Genomic DNA, 16,317 nt, shown 5'->3' with positions numbered 1-16,317 from the left:
CGGTTGCTGCAGGCGACCTCAGAAGCTGTAGGTCGCGGTCAGGATGGCGGAACGGGCATCGCCGTATTCGATGGCCGACGACCGGGTGCTCACCCCCAGTTGCGAGCGCACCCGCTCCACATAGTCCTTGTCGAAGACGTTGTTGACGTTGAGTTGCAGGTCGACGTTGCGATTGACGCGATAGCCGACCATGGCGTTGTGCAGCCAGTAGTCGTCGAGCTTGGCGCCGTCGTTGCTGGAGGTGACGTTGCGCTCGCTGACGTAGCGGGCGCCATAGCCCATCCGCCAGCCGGCCGGCAGTTCATAGGTGGTCCAGAGATTGAGCGAACGCGGCGGGGTGTTGGCCAGCGCCTGGCCTTCACGATTGCGGCCGTCCAGGGTGTCGGCGGCCTTGAGCGTCTCGCTGTCGAGGAAGGTGAAGTTGGCGTAGACGTTCCACTGCGGGGTGATCCGTCCGGTGGCGCCCAGCTCGATGCCCTGCACGCGCTGCTTGCCGGCCAGGGCGGTGCTGCCGTCGGCCAGGGTTTCCCGCGCATTGCTCTTCTCGACGCGGAACAGCGCGCCGTCCAGCTCCAGGCGCTTGTCGAGGAATTCCCACTTGGTGCCCAGCTCCCAGGTCTTGTTCTTTTCCGGACCCAGATCCTGGTTGGCCGCGCTCAGCCCGGCGCCGGTGGAGGTCAGGCTTTCCGCCGAGGGATTGAAGGAGGTGCCATAGGCCACGTAGACCCGGCCGTTCGGAGCCGGCTTGAACACCAGGCCGGCGCGCCCGCTCAACTTGGCGTCATCGGAACTCAGCTTGGTCTTGGCGCCGCGCACGCCGTTGGCGACCGGGGTGGTGTCGCTGTCGCCGTCGAACCAGTCGTAGCGCAGGCCCAGGTTCAGATCCCAGTAGTCGTTGAGGGCAATGGTGTCGAAGGCATAGAGCGCCTTGTCGGTCAGCACGTTGTTGGCGATGGCCGAGGTCTGCTTGTCGGTCGCGCCGTCGTAGCGCTCCGGCGGCGCGGCCAGGGAATAGCCGGCGGCCGGGAAGGTCAGGCCATAGCTGTAGGTGTCGCGGTCGTAGTCCTCGCGGGAGAACTCGGCGCCCAGCACGAAGGAATGACCCAGGCCGAAGGTATCGACATTGCCGGTCAGGTTGGTCTGGTTGATCCACATCTCCGAGGTCACGTCGCGGCCATAGCCCTGGGGACCGGCCGGGCGATAGCGACCCGCGGCCACGCCACCCAGGTTGACGTGGGACGCCGAGATCACCACGTCGCGCTCGATGCGGCTGTAGCGGGTCAGGTTCTGCAGACTCAGGTTGTCGTTGAAGCGGTGCTCCAGCTCCACGGTGAAGACATTGTTGTTGATGTCTTCCTTGTCGATGTTCTTGAAGCCGAAATAGGCATCGCGATCCACCCCGCCCAGGCGCTTGCCGTTGAGCGCCGGCACCCCGTAGTCGGGCTGGTTGTTGTCGGTCTGATGGAAGTAGCTAAGGGTCAGGCGGGTGTCGTCCGACAGGCCCAGGGCCAGCGACGGCGCGATGCCCCAGCGCTCGCGATCGATCTGGTCGCGGCCGGGCACGTCGTTCTCGTGAGCCATCAGATTCAGGCGGAAGGCGCTGTCGGTACCCACGCCCTGCAACGGCTGGTTGGTGTCCAGGGTCAGGCGGCGATAGCTGTCGGTGCCCAGGCCCGCGCCGATGCGGGTGAACTGGCGCTCCTGGGGCTTCTTGCTGATCAGGTTGATGGAGCCACCGGTGGTGCCGGCGCCGCCGAACACCGAGTTGGGGCCCTTGATGACCTCGACCGACTCCAGGTTGAAGGTGTCGGTGCGGTTGGTCTGGGTGCTGTCGCGCAGGCCATCGATCTGGATGTTCGAGTTGGCGCTGAAGCCGCGGATATTGATGCTGTCGCCGGAGCCACCACCGCCCTCGCCGGCGTTGAAGGTGATGCCGGACACGTTGGACAGCACCGATCTCAGACTCAGGGCCTGCTGGTCCTGGATGACCTGCGCCGGCACCACGGTGACGGTCTGGGGGGTGTCCAGCAGGGGCGCGGTGTACTTGCGCGAGGCGGACTGCTCGGCCTTGAAGCCTTCCTGCTGCGCCTGACCTTCGATGGTCAGACTTTCCAATCGGGTCACCGGCTCCTTGGCGTCCTGGGCCTGAGTCCCGAGGGACAGCGAAGCGACGGCGACACTGAAGGTAGAAACCAGCAAACGGCGCTGGGACAGCGAGGACATTTCCTTGGACATGATGGCGGGCCGCCTCCTTATGTGAATGCGGCGCGATTCTATTTGCAAACGATTATCAAATCCATAGCGAATGTAAATTATTCTTAACAATCCGGAAAACCGCCTGACACAGGGCTTTTCCACAGGCATGAAAAAGCCCGCGTCCCTGATGGGACGCGGGCTCGACTACCGCGGGAAGACCTTAGAGGTAGAAGGCCTTCAGCGGCGGGAAGCCGTTGAATTCCACCGCGCTGTAGCTGGTGGTGTAGGCACCGGTGGACAGCCAGTACAGGCGGTCACCGCTGGCCAGGTTCAGCGGCAGGCCGTACTTGTAGTGTTCGTACATGATGTCGGCGCTGTCGCAGGTCGGCCCGGCGATGACGACTTCTTCCATCTCGCCCTTCTTCTCGGTCCAGATCGGGAACTTGATGGATTCGTCCATGGTTTCGATCAGGCCGGAGAACTTGCCCACGTCGGTGTAGACCCAGCGCTCGACGGCGGTACGCGACTTGCGCGCCACCAGCACCACTTCGCTGACCAGGATGCCGGCGTTGGAGATCAGCGAACGACCCGGCTCCAGGATGATTTCCGGCAGTTCGTCGCCGAAGTCTTCCTTGAGGAAGCGGATGATCTCCTCGGCATAGGTCTCCAGGCTGTTGGTGCGCTGGATGTAGTTGGCCGGGAAGCCACCGCCCATGTTGATCATCTTCAGGGTGATGCCGTCTTCTTCCTTGAGGCGCTCGAAGATCACCTTGACCTTGGCGATGGCGGCGTCCCAGACGTCGATGTCGCGCTGCTGGCTGCCGACGTGGAAGGAGATGCCGTAGGGCTCCAGGCCCAGCTGGCGGGCCAGGATCAGCAGGTCCAGGGCCATGTCGGGCTGGCAGCCGAACTTGCGCGACAGCGGCCAGTCGGCGGAGTTGGAGCCTTCGGTGAGGATCCGCACATAGATGCGCGAGCCCGGGGCGGCCTTGGCGATGTTGCGCAGGTCGGCCTCGGAGTCGGTGGCGAACATGCGCACGCCCTTCTCGTAGAAGTAGCGGATGTCCTTGGATTTCTTGATGGTGTTGCCGTAGCTGATGCGCTCCGGCTCGACCCCGGTGGACAACACCTTGTCCAGCTCGTAGATGGAGGCGATGTCGAAATTCGAGCCCTTGTCGCGCAGCAACTCGGTGATCTCGATGGCCGGGTTGGCCTTGACCGCATAATAGATCTTGGCGAACGGGAAGTTGCCAACGAGATCGTCATAGGCCCGGCCGATGGTGGCGGTGTCGATGACGACGAAGGGGGTTTCATGCTGGTCGGCGAAGGCCTTCATCTTCTGGAAGGTTTCGCGAGAATAGTAATCTTCGACCTTGATGGACATGCGTCGGACTCCCGATGGGCAGAACAAATTGAAGGAGGGGGTGTTCTGAACGCCTAATCCGTTTCCCCACTTTGGTTCGCCTACTTCCCAAGGCACATCGCCGAAAGCAAAAAGGTCAACGCGTACTGGCGTTGACCTCGCTGTCTCGTCGTCGGTACTTGAGCCGGATGGATCGTTTCCAGCATGGACGTTCGGGCGCGAACTTTAGGGCCAGACGCCTCAGAGATCAATGTTAAATCCATGATCTTTACCGAACGGTGACGCGCACGGACTCACCCCTCTCCTGCAACCGACCGGAGCGGGCGCCGAGATGTTCCTGGGGGGCGATGACAGGAGGTTTCCCCGCGGGTAATCAGGAGGCCGGATAGCGCCATCGTCGGGCTTTGACGGTGGAGCTGGGCGATCGCGGCCATGGCACCGTAGCGCGGAAAACGGCGCAGCCTTTTCCACTGAGACTTTCCGTGCCGAAGCGTGCCCTCACCCCAGCTCTCTCCCAGGGGGAGAAGGGGTCGTCCGAACGACTCTCTGGCCTGGTCAGCACCGTAGCGTGGAAAACGGCGCAGCCTTTTCCACCGAGACTTTCGGTGCCGAGGCGTGCCCTCACCCCAGCCCTCTCCCAGAGGGAGAGGGGGCCATCCGCGCGACTCTGGACCAATCGAGCTGGGTCTTATCGCCTTCGTAGGTTGGGTTGAGCGCAGCGAAGCCCAACAGGCCCAACCCCAACCCTTACCGGAACGGCGGCTCGTCGAAGCTGCGCAGCTTACGCGAGTGCAGGGAGTCGAGCTGAGTGCGCAGCTGGTCCAGGGCAGCGATGCCGATCGCCAGGTGCTGGCTCACCGCGCGGGCATAGAAGGCGTTGGCCGAGCCCGGCAGCTTGATCTCGCTGTGCAGGGGCTTGTCGGAGACGCACAGCAGGGTGCCGTAGGGCACCCGCAGGCGATAGCCCTGGGCGGCGATGGTGCCGCTCTCCATGTCCACCGCCACGGCGCGCGCCAGGTTGATCAGCGGGCGTTCCTGGGCCCAGCGCAGCTCCCAGTTGCGGTCGTCGTAGGTCAGCACGGTGCCGGTGCGCAGGCGGCGCTTGAGCGCCTCGCCGCGTTCGCCGGTGACGCTGGCGGCGGCTTCCTGCAGCGCCACCTGCACCTCGGCCAGCGCCGGGATGGGGATGTGCGGCGGCACCACGCGGTCGAGGATGCCGTCGCGTCTCATGTAGGCGTGGGCCAGCACATAGTCGCCGATGGTCTGCGACTGCCGCAGGCCGCCACAGTGGCCGATCATCAGCCAGCAGTGCGGACGCAGCACCGCCAGGTGGTCGGTGATGTTCTTGGCGTTGGACGGGCCGACGCCGATGTTGACCAGGGTGACGCCATGGCCGTCGCTGGCTATCAGGTGGTAGGCCGGCATCTGGAAGCGATGCCAGGCGATGGCGGCGATGACCGCCTGGGCCTCGGTCGGGTCCATGTCGCGTTCGATGATGACGTTGCCCGGCAGCACCAGGCGCTCGAAGCGCGGATCGCTGCGCAGCTGTTCGAGGCCGTGCTGGATGAACTGGTCGACGTAGCGATGGTAGTTGGTCAGCAGGATCCAGGGCTGCACGTGGCGCCAGTCGCTGCCGGTGTAGTGGACGATGCGACGCAGCGAGAAGTCGGTACGGGCGGCGTCGAACAGCGCCAATGGCAGCGGATCGATGCGCTCCCAGTCGTAGTGGCCGTCGGCGATGTCGTCGTGGGCGGCGGAGAGATCGGTGCTGGGAAAGACCCGCGCCAGCTCGGCGGCGGTCACGCCACTGCCGGCCAGTTCGTCGCCCTGCTCCACCACATAGGGATAGGGGATGTCCTGGCGACTGCGACCGATCTCGACCTGGACGTCATAGTCGCGCATCAGCGGTTCGAGCTGTTCCAGCAGATAGCCGCGAAAGGCGGCCGGATGGGTCACGGTGGCCACATAGGTGCCGGGCAGCTGGATCTTGGCGTAGGCGCGGGTGGTGGCCGGCGGCACGCCGGGGGCGCGATAGCGGATGCGGATCTCGGGATAGCGGAACAACTCGCGTTCGGCAGCGCTGGGCTCGACGCGATCCTTGAGATAGCGCTTGAGGGCGGCATCCAGGGCCTGGGTGGCCTCCTGATGCAGCGCCGCGAGACGGTCCACCGCCTCGCTGGCGGTGGCAACGACGGTGAAATCCTCGGGTACGGAGGTCATGCAAGTTTCCTTGTTGGGGCACTGCTATAGCTGACACCCTAACACCCCTGCATGACAACGGCTTCCCCCGCTAAAGCGTCTTTTCCCCCTGGGCGTGCTGCTCCCACAGGCGCCGATAGTGGCCGTCAGGCCGCTGCAGCAAGGCCTCGTGACTGCCCTCCTCCACCTTGCGCCCATCGCGCAGCACCAGGATGCGATCGGCATGGCGGATGGTGGAGAGCCGGTGCGCCACCACGATCAGGGTGACCTGACCGCGCAACTCGTCCAGCGCCCCCTGCAGCCGTGCCTCGGTGGCGCTGTCGATGCTGGCGGTGGCCTCGTCGAGCAAGAGCACCTTGGGTTCGCGCAAGAGCGCCCGCGCCAGCGCCAGCAGCTGCCGCTCGCCGGTGGACAGGGTGAAGCCACGCTCGCCCAGCAGGGTATCCAGGCCCTCCGGCAGACGCGCCACCAGGTCGTCCAAGTGGGCGGCGGCCAGGGCTTCGCGCAGTCGCGCGTCCGGCACCTGGCTGCCGAGCAAGAGGTTGTCCCTCAGGCTGCTGGAGCGGATGAAGGGTTCCTGGGGCACGCTGGCCAGGGCCGCGCCCAGCACCTCCGGGGTCAGGCTGCCTAGCTCGCGGCCGTCAAGGCAGAGGTGGCCGCCGGTGACCGGCTGCAGCCCGGCGAGCAGGTCGAGCAGGGTCGACTTGCCGCTGCCGGTGGGCCCGACGATACCGAGAAAGGTGCCCGGAGGGATGTCCAGATCGATGCCGTGCAGGGTGTCGTGCCCGGCGCCGGCATGGCGGAAGCGCACCCCGTCGAGGTGGAAGTGCGCGGTCGCGATGGGCCGGTCGTCTTCGCCGCTCAGCGCCGGCTTCTCTTCCAGCAGGTGCAGCAGGCGGGTACCGGCCACCGTGGCCTGCTGGAACAGGTTGAATCTCTGGGTGATGTCCATCAGCGGCTCGGTCACCCGCCCCAGGTAGGTGACGAAGGCATAGAGCACGCCAATCTCGGCGCCGCCCTGCAGATGGCCCATCCCGTAGACCAGCAGCAGCACCGCCAGCACCGCCACGCTGACCAGGTCCAGGGCCGAACGCAGCAGGAGCCCGGAGACGCGGATGGTGCGCATGCGGGCGCCGTACTGCGCCTGATTGAGCCGCTGGAAATCCTGGCGGAAGCGCTCGGTCTGGTTGAAGGCCTGCAACAGGCCCATACCGCCGATGGCCTCGCCCAGGCGGGCGCTCTGCTCGGCGCGCAGCATCCTGACCTCCATGGCCGCCGCCCCGCTGTATCGCTGATAGGCCCAGACGATCAGCATGGCCGCCGGGATCAGCAGCACGGCGATGGCCATCAGCCGTACGTCGAGCAGGGCCATGGCTACCAGGATGCCGATCAGCAGCACGATGTTGCCGACCATGTTGCCGAGAAAGGCCACATAGAGTTCACGCAGGGCGTCGGTGTCGTTGGTGACCCGCGCCACCAGTTCGCCGGTGGCGGTGCGGTCGTGGAAGCTCTGCGGCAGGCTCAGCACGTGGCGGAACAGCCGGCGCCGCTGCAGGAGCACCACGTCCATGGCGATCTCGGCGAATCTGAGCGATTGCAGGTAGCGACCGTAGGCGGCCAGGCCCTGGGAGACCACATAGGCCGCCACCAGGCCCACCAGCGGCCAGAGCCGCAGGTCGTGGGGCACCAGGTAGTTGTCCAGGTAGTGCTTGGTCAGCCAGGGTCCCAGGACATCGAACAGGGTCGCCATGACCAGGATCGCCAGGGTGCCGGCCAGCTTGCGCGGATTGGCCAGTACCGGCTTGAGCAGCAGCGAGAGCACGCGCGTCTTGGTCATTGGCTGGCCTCCTCCGCCTGCTGCAGCGTCCAGAGTCGGGCATAGAGCCCGCCCGCGGCGAGCAACTCGGCGTGCCGGCCCCGCTCCACCAGGCTGCCCTGGTCGAGCACTATGATCTCGTCGGCCTGCTGCACGGCGGAGAGCCGGTGGCTGACGATCAGGGTGGTACGCCCCTGCAGCCCGGCCAGCGTCTTCAGCAGGCGGGCTTCGGTGGCGGTATCCACCGCCGAAAGGGTGTCGTCCAGCAGCAGGATGGGCGCCGGCGAGAGCAGCGCCCGGGCCAGGGCCACCCGCTGGCGCTGGCCACCGGAAAGGGTCAGGCCGCGCTCGCCCACCGGGGTGTCCAGGCCTTGCGGCAAGGCCGCCAGGTCGGTGCCGAAGGCAGCGGCGTCCAGGGCTTCGCGGATCTCCCCGGCGGTGGCGTCGGGACGACTGAGGGCGACGTTCTCGCCCAGGGTGCGGGCGAACAGGAAGGGATCCTGGGGCACATAGGCGAACTGGGCGCGCAGATCGCCCAGGCGATACTCCTCCAGCGGCACCCCGCCCAGGCGGATGCAGCCCTGCTCCAGCGGGAATTGGCGCAAGAGCAGGCGCAGCAGGGTGCTCTTGCCGCTGCCGGTGGCGCCGACGATGCCCAGGGTATCGCCAGCGGGCAGGTCGATGACCACGTCCTGCAAGGCCGGCTGGCGCGCCTGGGGATAGGTGAAGGCCGGGATGTAGACCGACAGATCGGCCTGGTCCGGTGGCGTCTGGGTGCCCTCGTCGCGGATGCGCTCGGTGACGGCGAACACCTCTTCCAGCCTACGCGCTCCAGCCTCACCACGCTGCAAGAGGTTGAAGCACCAGCCAATGGCGAACATCGGCCAGATCAGCTGCACCAGATAGAGGCTGAAGCTGGTTAGCTGGCCGAGGGTGATATGGCCGTCGAGATAGCGCCAGCTGCCCATGACCAGGGTCAGCAGGGTGGCGAGACTCAGGGCGACGAAGATGATCGGCTCGTAGCGCGCCTCGGTGCGCTGCACCTGGTAGTCGGCCTTGGCCACGCTGCGGGCGCGGGCGTCGAAGTCGTCCAGCTCGGCTTCGATCAGGGCGTGCTGGCGCAGCATGCGCAGACCGCTCAAGGCTTCCTGGGTACGGTCGTTGAGGGCGGAAAAGCCGGCCAGCGCCAGGCCGAAGCGCTGCTGCACCCGCCGCGCCACGCGATAGAAGCCCCAGGCCATGAAGGGAAAGGGCAACAGCGCCAGGGCGGCCAGGGGCGCGTCGATGCCGATGAACATGGCCAGCAGCACCAGCAGCAGGGTCAGCATGCCGTCGAAACTGGCCAGCACCCCTTCGCCGGCGGCCGTCTCCACGGCGTCGATGTCCTGGGTGGCGCGGGCCAGCAGATCACCGGTGCGACTGGACTGGAAGAACCCGGGATCCAGCCGCGCCAGCTTGGCGAAGAAGGCGTCGCGCAATTCCACCCCGACCTGGTAGGAGGTGCCGAACAGCCGCACCCGCCACTGATAGCGGAGCACATAGAGGCCACAGCCGACCGCCACGATCAGGGCGACGCGCCAGAGCAGCCCGGTCTGATCCAGCTCGCCGGCGCGCAGGGCGTCGATGGCCTTGCCGATCCACCAGGGCAGGGTCAGGTTGAGCAGGCCGACACCCAGCAGGCAGAGGATGGCAGTCCCGTAGGCACGCCGTTGGCGCAGGAAGAAATCACGCAACAACCGCCACAACGCCATAGAACCGCCTTACCCGAGCAAAGGTGCAGTATATCGGCTACCCAACCGGCAGCGGAGTTCCTTCGTCCCGATGCGGGTCCCATGTCAACGGGTGGCGCGGGGCGCGAGGTCGTTGTAGGGTGCCACTCCCTGCGGCGCCCGGCCGCTGCGCCCCTTTTTCCTTTGCTAGGCTGACGTCCATGACCCTCGAACCCCAACGTCCCGTCGTCCTCTGCCTGTCCGGCCACGATCCGAGTGGCGGCGCCGGCCTGCAGGCCGACATCGAAGCCCTGCTCGCCCAGGGTTGCCATGCCGCCCCGGCGGTCACTGCCCTGACCGTGCAGGACACCGTCGACGTGCGCGACTTCCGGGTGCTGGATCGCGAGTGGGTGCTGGCCCAGGCCCGGGCGATCATCGCCGACCTGCCGGTGGCGGCGGTCAAGCTGGGCATGCTCGGTTCGGTGGAGATGGTCGAGACGGTGCTGGAGATCATGGAAGCCCTGCCCGGCGTACCCCTGGTCTGCGATCCGGTGCTGCGCGCCGGTGGCGGCGGCGCCCTGGGCAAGGACGAGGTCGGCTATGCCATCCGCGAACGGCTGCTGCCGCGCGCCACCATCGCCACCCCCAACCTGCCCGAGGCACGCATCCTCGCCGAGTTGCCCGAAGGCACCCCGGAGCAGTGCGCCGAGCGCCTGCTGCCCTTCTGCGCCCACCTGCTGATCACCGGCGGCCATGGCGAGGAACACGAGGTGCACAACCGCCTTTATGACCGTGCCGGTGGCTGCGAGACCCACGTCTGCCAGCGCCTGCCCGGCAGCTACCACGGCTCCGGCTGCACCCTGGCCAGTACCCTGGCCGGGCGCCTGGCTCTGGGCGAAGCCTTGCCCAGCGCGGTGCGCAGCGCCCTGGACTACACCTGGCGCACCCTGAGGGACGCCGAGCGCCCCGGTCGCGGCCAGTACGTGCCGCGCCGCCTGCCACTGGACTTCTGCTCATGAGCCCCTTGCGCGGCCTCTATGCCATCACCGACAGCGCCCTGCTCGCCGAAGGTCGCCTGCTGCCCTATGTGGAGGCAGCCTTGCAAGGCGGGGCCCGGCTGGTGCAGTACCGCGACAAGTCCGGGGACGCCAGTCGCCGCCAGGACGAAGCCGCCGCCCTGGCCGACCTCTGCCGCCAGCACGGTGCCCAGCTGATCATCAATGACGACCTCGCCCTGGCCCGCCGGCTGGGCGTCGGCCTGCACCTGGGCCAGGAAGACGGCTCCCTGGCCGCGGCCCGCGCCGACCTGGGGGCGGACGCTGTTCTTGGCGGTACCTGCCACGCCAGCCTGGAACTGGCCGAGGCCGCGGCCCAAGCCGGCGTCAGCTACCTGGCCTTTGGCCGCTTCTTCGCCTCCAGTACCAAGCCGGATGCCCCGCCGGCGCCCCTGGATTTGCTCGACCAGGCCCGCAGCCGCTTCGCCTTGCCGGTCTGCGCCATCGGCGGTGTCACCCTGGACAATGCCCCGCTTCTGCTCGACCACGGCGTCGATCTGCTCGCCGTCGTCCACAGCCTGTTTTCCGCCGCCAGCGCGGGCGAGGTGGAGCGCCGCGCGCGCGCCTTCGCCCAGCTGTTCGCGGCCTGATCTCATTCAAGGAGACCCCTATGTCCCGCTCCGCGCAACTCTTCGACCAGGCCCAGCGCCACATCCCCGGCGGCGTCAACTCGCCGGTCCGCGCCTTCAAGAGCGTCGGCGGCACGCCGCTGTTCTTCAAGCACGCCCAGGGCGCCTACATCGTCGACGAGGATGACAAGCGCTATGTCGACTACGTCGGTTCCTGGGGTCCGATGATTCTCGGCCACAGCCATCCGGACGTGCTCGACGCGGTGCGCCGCCAGCTGGAACACGGCCTCTCCTATGGCGCCCCGACCGCCCTGGAAACCACCATGGCCGACCTCATCTGCGAGCTCGTGCCGTCCATGGAAATGGTGCGCATGGTCAGCTCCGGCACCGAAGCCACCATGAGCGCCATCCGCCTGGCGCGCGGCTACACCGGGCGCGACACCATCATCAAGTTCGAGGGCTGCTACCACGGCCACTCCGACAGCCTGCTGGTCAAGGCCGGCTCCGGCGCCCTGACCCTGGGCGTGCCCAGCTCCCCCGGCGTGCCGGCGGCCTTCGCCCAGCACACCCTGACCCTGGCCTACAACGACCTGGGCGAAGTGGAAGAAACCCTGGCCAAGGTCGGCGACCAGATCGCCTGCATCATCGTCGAGCCGGTGGCCGGCAACATGAATTGCGTGCCGCCGGCGCCGGGCTTCCTGGAAGGACTGCGTAGCCTCTGCGACCAGTACGGCGTGGTGCTGATCTTCGATGAGGTCATGACCGGCTTCCGCGTCGCCCTGGGCGGCGCCCAGGCGCACTACGGCATCCGCCCCGACCTCACCACCTTCGGCAAGATCGTCGGCGGCGGCATGCCGGTGGGCTGCTTTGGCGGCAAGCGCGAGATCATGGAAAAGATCGCCCCGCTCGGCCCGGTCTACCAGGCCGGCACCCTCTCGGGCAATCCGCTGGCCATGGCCGCCGGCCTCACCACCCTGCAGCTGATCCGCCGCCCCGGCTTCCATGCCGAGCTGACCGACTACACCACGCGCATGCTGCAGGGCCTGCAGGACCGCGCCGATGCCGCCGGCGTGCCCTTCGTCACCACTCAGGCGGGCGGCATGTTCGGTCTCTACTTCAGCGGCGCCGAAGACATCGTCACCTTCAGCGATGTCATGGCCAGCGACAGCGAGAGATTCAAGCGCTTCTTCCACCTGATGCTGGACGGTGGCGTCTACCTGGCACCCAGCGCCTTCGAGGCCGGCTTCACCTCCATCGCCCATGGCGACGAGGAATTGCGCATCACCCTGGACGCCGCCGAGCGCGCCTTCGCCACCTTCAAGGACTAGGTGTCATTCGTCTCGCTTGCGGAACCTCTCTGCCCTGCCGGCCTCACACCTAGTTGAGTGGCCGGCGTCACAGGTAAAAAAGTTCCGCCGTTGCGCGTAAAGGTTTTGAAAGCGTGCGTCGGCTTGACCCATAATGAGACGTCGGCGCGTTTCGCCGACCGGGTTCTCCGAACCTGCCTCGCTTGTGGAGGCGCTTCATGCACCGCGCTGGTCGTACCCTGTGCGCAGCCCTAATCCTGATGCCCCTGGTCGCCCTGGCCGGAGGCAATTCGCTGCTCGTCCCCAGCACCAGCCGTTGCAACCTGAATCTGGCCAACGAAGCCCTGGCGCAGGCGATCGCCCGTTGTCAGCAGATCGCCCACGACGGCGATTCCCAGGCGCAGTACGAACTCGGTGACTTCTACTACGAAGGCAAGCAGACGCCCAAGGACCTGAACCAGGCGCGTCAGTGGTTCGAGCAGGCCTCGCTCAAGGGCAATGCCGATGCGCAGAATCGCCTCGGCAACATGTTCTTTCGCGGCGAGGGCGTACCGCCAAACAACATCCAGGCCTACATCGTGCTGAAGATGGCCGCCATCAATGGCAACGACGAAGCCATGGACACCGCCGACCTGGTCAGCGCCCAAATGCGCCGGGACGAGCTGGAGATGGCCACCCAGGTGCTGGGCCAGATCTTCCGCGACTATCTGCAGGACATGCAGACCGCGGGCAACCTCAATCCCTTCCAGCCGCCGCAGAACTGACCGCGAGCCCGGTCAGGGCTTGTCGGGCATGGGCATGGGGAACGGCATGACATTGGTGCCGCCCTTGGCTTCGCTGATCTTGGGCTGGCCCAGGCGCTCCACCTCGTCGATGCGGATGATCGAGTGCATGGGCACGAAGCTGCGCACCACGCCTTCGAATTGCGCCTTGAGCTTTTCCTCGCTCGGATCCACCACCACCTGGGTGCGCTCGCCGAACACCAGTTCCTCGATCTCCAGGAAGCCCCAGAGATCGCTCTGGAAGATCTGCTTGGCGTAGATCTCGAAGACCTGACCCTGGTTGACGAAGATGACCTTGTAGATGGCCGGCTTGCTGGGGGATGAGCTCATGGTGGACGCGGGGTTCGCCGAGAAAAAAGGGGGCAGCGAGCATAGCATGTCGCCCCCGGCTGCCGTCAGGGCTCGCCCGGGGTTTCCAGCCAGGCCCGCTCGGCCACCAGGGCCGTCACCCAGTCGATGAAGACCCGCAACTTGGCGCTGACGTGACGGTTGGGCGCGAAGGCCAGATACAGCGGCATGGGGGCCACCCGCCAGTCCGCGAACAGCCTGACCAGTTCGCCGCGGGCGACAGACTCCGCCGCCAGATAGTGCGGCAGGCAGACCACGCCGAGCCCGGCCTGCCCCGCGGCCAGGCAGGCATTGCCGTCGTCCACTTCCAGACGGTGCCGGCTCTGCAATTCCAGGCGCTCGTCCCCGCGCCGCAGGGCATAGGGAAAGCCCTTGCCCGCCCCCCAGAGGAACCGCACCACCCGGTGCGGCGCCTCGGCCAGTTCGGCGGGATGAAGCGGCACACCCTGGGCGGCGAGATAGGCCGGCGCGGCATAGCACCCCAGTTGCAGCGCCCCGAGCGGTCGGGCCACCAGATACTGCTCGCGGATGCGCCCGCCGCGGATCACGCAATCGACGTTGTCGCCGATCAGATCCACCTGGCGATCGCTGACGCCCAGTTCGAGCTGGATGTCCGGATAGCGCTGGAAGAAGTCCGGCAGGGCCGGGATCAGGATCAGCCGCGCCAACGGACTGGGCACGTCTACCCGCAGGCGGCCACGGGGCGTGCGGGTGGCCACCGAAAGCCCCGTCTCGGCATCGTCCACCGCCGCCAGCACGCCCAGGCAGCGGTCGTAGTAGGCGGCGCCGTCGGCGGTGACCTGCACCTGCCGGGTGGTGCGATTGAGCAGGCGCACCTGCAGGTGCGCTTCCAGCTGCTGCACCTGCTGGGTGACGCGGGTGCGGCTGCTGCCGAGGGTCTCGGCCGCGCGGGTGAAGCTGCCGGCTTCCACCACCCGCACGAAGGTCTGCATCGCGGCGAACAGATCCATGCCGATTCCTCACCAGGAGATTGTTTGGATTGTACAAACAATGCTGACCGCCGGGCCGGGTTTATCCCCTGGCGGACGACGCCTAAGGTGGCCCCACCCATCCCCACCGGAGCCCCACCATGACCCGCGACGTCGTCTTTCCCGCCCAGCGCCACGCCCTCTACGAACAGCACCGCTATTCGCCGGCCATCCGTTCCAACGGCTTTCTCTTCGTGTCCGGGCAGGTCGGCAGCCGCGCCGATGGCTCGCCCGAGCCGGAGCTGGAAGATCAGGTCCGCCTGGCCTTCGCCAATCTCGACGCCGTCCTCGCCGCGGCCGGCGCTTCCTTTGCCGACGTGGTGGACGTCACCCTGTTCATGGTCGATGCCGAAGCCAGCTTCGCACGCATCTGGCCGGTACTGCTGGAGCACTGGGGCACGGCGCCCTACCCCACGGTGACCGCGGTCGGCGCCACCTGGCTGGCCGGCTTTCGCTTCGAGATCAAGGTCATCGCCCGGTTGCCGGAGGGCGCTGCCCAGGCCTAGACCGACCGCCTTCCGGGCGGCTCTTCCCCGTCCGGAAGGCCATCATTATAATGCGCGGTCCACTCGCCACCGACTCCCTGCCGCGCATGTCCAAGAAGCTCTATATCGAAACCCATGGCTGCCAGATGAACGAATACGATTCGTCGCGCATGGTCGACCTGCTCGGCGAACGGGAGCCGCTGGAAGTCACCCAGAATCCGGCCGAGGCCGACGTCATCCTGCTCAACACCTGCTCGATCCGCGAGAAGGCGCAGGAAAAGGTGTTTTCCCAGCTCGGTCGCTGGCGCGAACTCAAGCTGGAGAATCCCGACCTGGTGATCGGCGTCGGCGGTTGCGTGGCCAGCCAGGAAGGCGCCGCCATCCGTGATCGCGCGCCCTATGTCGACGTGGTCTTCGGGCCGCAGACCCTGCATCGCCTGCCGGAAATGATCGACGCCGCACGCACCACCCGGGCGCCCCAGGTGGACATCTCCTTCCCCGAGATCGAGAAGTTCGACCGCCTGCCCGAGCCGCGCATCGACGGCCCCAGCGCCTTCGTCTCCATCATGGAAGGCTGCAGCAAGTACTGCACCTTCTGCGTGGTCCCCTATACCCGCGGTGAAGAGGTCAGCCGGCCGCTGGACGACGTCCTTGCCGAGATCATCCACCTCGCCGAACACGGCGTGCGCGAGGTGACCCTGCTGGGCCAGAACGTCAACGGCTATCGCGGCGCTACCGGCGACGGCCGCATCGCCGACTTCGCCGAGCTGCTCTATGTGGTGGCGGCGGTGGACGGCATCGACCGCATCCGCTACACCACCTCGCACCCGCTGGAATTCTCCGACGCCCTGATCCAGGCCCACGCCGAGATCCCGGAACTGGTGAAATTCGTCCACCTGCCGGTGCAGGCCGGTTCCGATCGCATCCTGGCGGCCATGAAGCGCAACCACACGGCGCTGGAGTACAAGTCGCGCATCCGCAAGCTCAAGGCGGCGGTGCCCGACATCTGCATCAGCTCGGACTTCATCGTCGGCTTCCCCGGCGAGACCGAGAAGGACTTCGAGCAGACCATGAAACTGATCGAGGACGTCGGTTTCGACTTCTCCTTCTCCTTCATCTACAGCGCCCGCCCCGGCACCCCGGCGGCGGACCTGGTCGACGACACCCCCGACGAACTCAAGAAGCAGCGCCTGCAGATCCTGCAGACGCGCATCCACCAGCAGGGCTTCGAGATCAGCCGGCGCATGGCTGGCAGCGTCCAGACCATCCTGGTGAGCGACTTCTCCAAGCGCGATCCCGGCATGCTGCAGGGCCGCACCGAGAACAACCGCATCGTCAACTTCCGCTGCAGCGACGCCAGCCTGATCGGCCAGTTCGTCCAGGTGCACATCGACGAGGCCCTGCCGCACTCCCTGCGCGGCACCCTGCTGGCCCCCGTCGCCAGCGGTGCGCGCCCGCCCGTCGCCGTCGCGCTGGCCTGATGGATGGTCGCACGCGCC

General features: G+C 66.9%; 13 protein-coding genes. 6 read left to right on the top strand and 7 right to left on the bottom strand.

Annotation, left to right across the window (positions count from 1 at the left end; all coding sequences use genetic code 11):
• Positions 1–18 precede the first annotated feature (18 nt).
• The 5 genes from QKY98_RS12340 to QKY98_RS12320 all read right to left on the bottom strand — a co-directional run bounded on the left by QKY98_RS12340 (position 19) and on the right by QKY98_RS12320 (position 9,325).
• The gene (locus QKY98_RS12340) at positions 19–2,235 is read right to left on the bottom strand and encodes a TonB-dependent receptor (protein WP_150338232.1); all 2,217 of its coding nucleotides are present in this window, start codon (positions 2,233–2,235) and stop codon (positions 19–21) included.
• A 181-nt stretch (positions 2,236–2,416) separates the two neighbouring features.
• Positions 2,417–3,580, bottom strand: coding sequence for a type III PLP-dependent enzyme (locus tag QKY98_RS12335; RefSeq protein WP_027597179.1), 1,164 nt, complete (start codon positions 3,578–3,580; stop codon positions 2,417–2,419).
• A 726-nt stretch (positions 3,581–4,306) separates the two neighbouring features.
• Positions 4,307–5,779, bottom strand: coding sequence for an AMP nucleosidase (gene amn / locus QKY98_RS12330; protein ID WP_042136257.1), 1,473 nt, complete (start codon positions 5,777–5,779; stop codon positions 4,307–4,309).
• Positions 5,780–5,849: 70 nt separating this feature from the next.
• Complete coding sequence (locus QKY98_RS12325) at positions 5,850–7,595, bottom strand: ABC transporter ATP-binding protein (RefSeq protein ID WP_181084203.1); 1,746 nt, start codon at positions 7,593–7,595, stop codon at positions 5,850–5,852.
• Positions 7,592–9,325 (bottom strand): ABC transporter ATP-binding protein, encoded by a 1,734-nt coding sequence (locus QKY98_RS12320; protein WP_027597182.1) that lies wholly within the window; start codon positions 9,323–9,325, stop codon positions 7,592–7,594. Before QKY98_RS12320 ends, QKY98_RS12325 begins: the two co-directional genes overlap by 4 nt.
• A 179-nt stretch (positions 9,326–9,504) precedes the next feature.
• Between QKY98_RS12320 and QKY98_RS12315 the strand changes: the two genes are divergently transcribed.
• From QKY98_RS12315 to QKY98_RS12300, 4 genes are all read left to right on the top strand, one after another.
• Positions 9,505–10,302, top strand: a complete 798-nt coding sequence (locus tag QKY98_RS12315; protein ID WP_042136259.1) for a hydroxymethylpyrimidine/phosphomethylpyrimidine kinase — start codon at positions 9,505–9,507, stop codon at positions 10,300–10,302.
• A complete protein-coding gene (gene thiE, locus QKY98_RS12310; protein ID WP_115945859.1) occupies positions 10,299–10,928 on the top strand; it encodes a thiamine phosphate synthase in 630 nt (209 codons plus the stop codon). Before QKY98_RS12315 ends, thiE begins: the two co-directional genes overlap by 4 nt.
• A 20-nt stretch (positions 10,929–10,948) precedes the next feature.
• Positions 10,949–12,235 carry a glutamate-1-semialdehyde 2,1-aminomutase gene (hemL, locus tag QKY98_RS12305; RefSeq protein WP_027597184.1) on the top strand — a complete coding sequence of 429 codons (1,287 nt, stop codon included), beginning with the start codon at positions 10,949–10,951 and terminating at the stop codon, positions 12,233–12,235.
• 197 nt (positions 12,236–12,432) lie between these two features.
• Positions 12,433–12,978 (top strand): tetratricopeptide repeat protein, encoded by a 546-nt coding sequence (locus QKY98_RS12300; protein ID WP_027597185.1) that lies wholly within the window; start codon positions 12,433–12,435, stop codon positions 12,976–12,978.
• Positions 12,979–12,990: 12 nt separating this feature from the next.
• On the opposite strand, the gene QKY98_RS12295 is transcribed toward QKY98_RS12300, so the two are convergent.
• Positions 12,991–13,326 (bottom strand): DUF1820 family protein, encoded by a 336-nt coding sequence (locus QKY98_RS12295; protein ID WP_007159644.1) that lies wholly within the window; start codon positions 13,324–13,326, stop codon positions 12,991–12,993.
• A 65-nt stretch (positions 13,327–13,391) separates the two neighbouring features.
• A complete protein-coding gene (locus QKY98_RS12290; RefSeq protein WP_267401499.1) occupies positions 13,392–14,315 on the bottom strand; it encodes a LysR family transcriptional regulator in 924 nt (307 codons plus the stop codon).
• A 119-nt stretch (positions 14,316–14,434) separates the two neighbouring features.
• On the opposite strand from QKY98_RS12290, the gene QKY98_RS12285 reads away from it, so the two are divergent.
• Both QKY98_RS12285 and miaB read left to right on the top strand, forming a co-directional pair.
• On the top strand, positions 14,435–14,839 hold the full coding sequence (locus tag QKY98_RS12285) for a RidA family protein (protein ID WP_267401498.1): 405 nt from the start codon (positions 14,435–14,437) through the stop codon (positions 14,837–14,839).
• 86 nt (positions 14,840–14,925) lie between these two features.
• The gene (gene miaB, locus QKY98_RS12280) at positions 14,926–16,299 is read left to right on the top strand and encodes a tRNA (N6-isopentenyl adenosine(37)-C2)-methylthiotransferase MiaB (RefSeq protein ID WP_144955955.1); all 1,374 of its coding nucleotides are present in this window, start codon (positions 14,926–14,928) and stop codon (positions 16,297–16,299) included.
• The last annotated feature ends 18 nt before the right edge of the window (positions 16,300–16,317 follow it).

The sequence above is a fragment of the Pseudomonas sp. HR1 genome (assembly GCF_030175875.1).
GTDB classification, from domain to species: domain Bacteria; phylum Pseudomonadota; class Gammaproteobacteria; order Pseudomonadales; family Pseudomonadaceae; genus Chryseomonas; species Chryseomonas oryzihabitans.
This window is presented reverse-complemented; position numbering and strand designations above follow the sequence as displayed.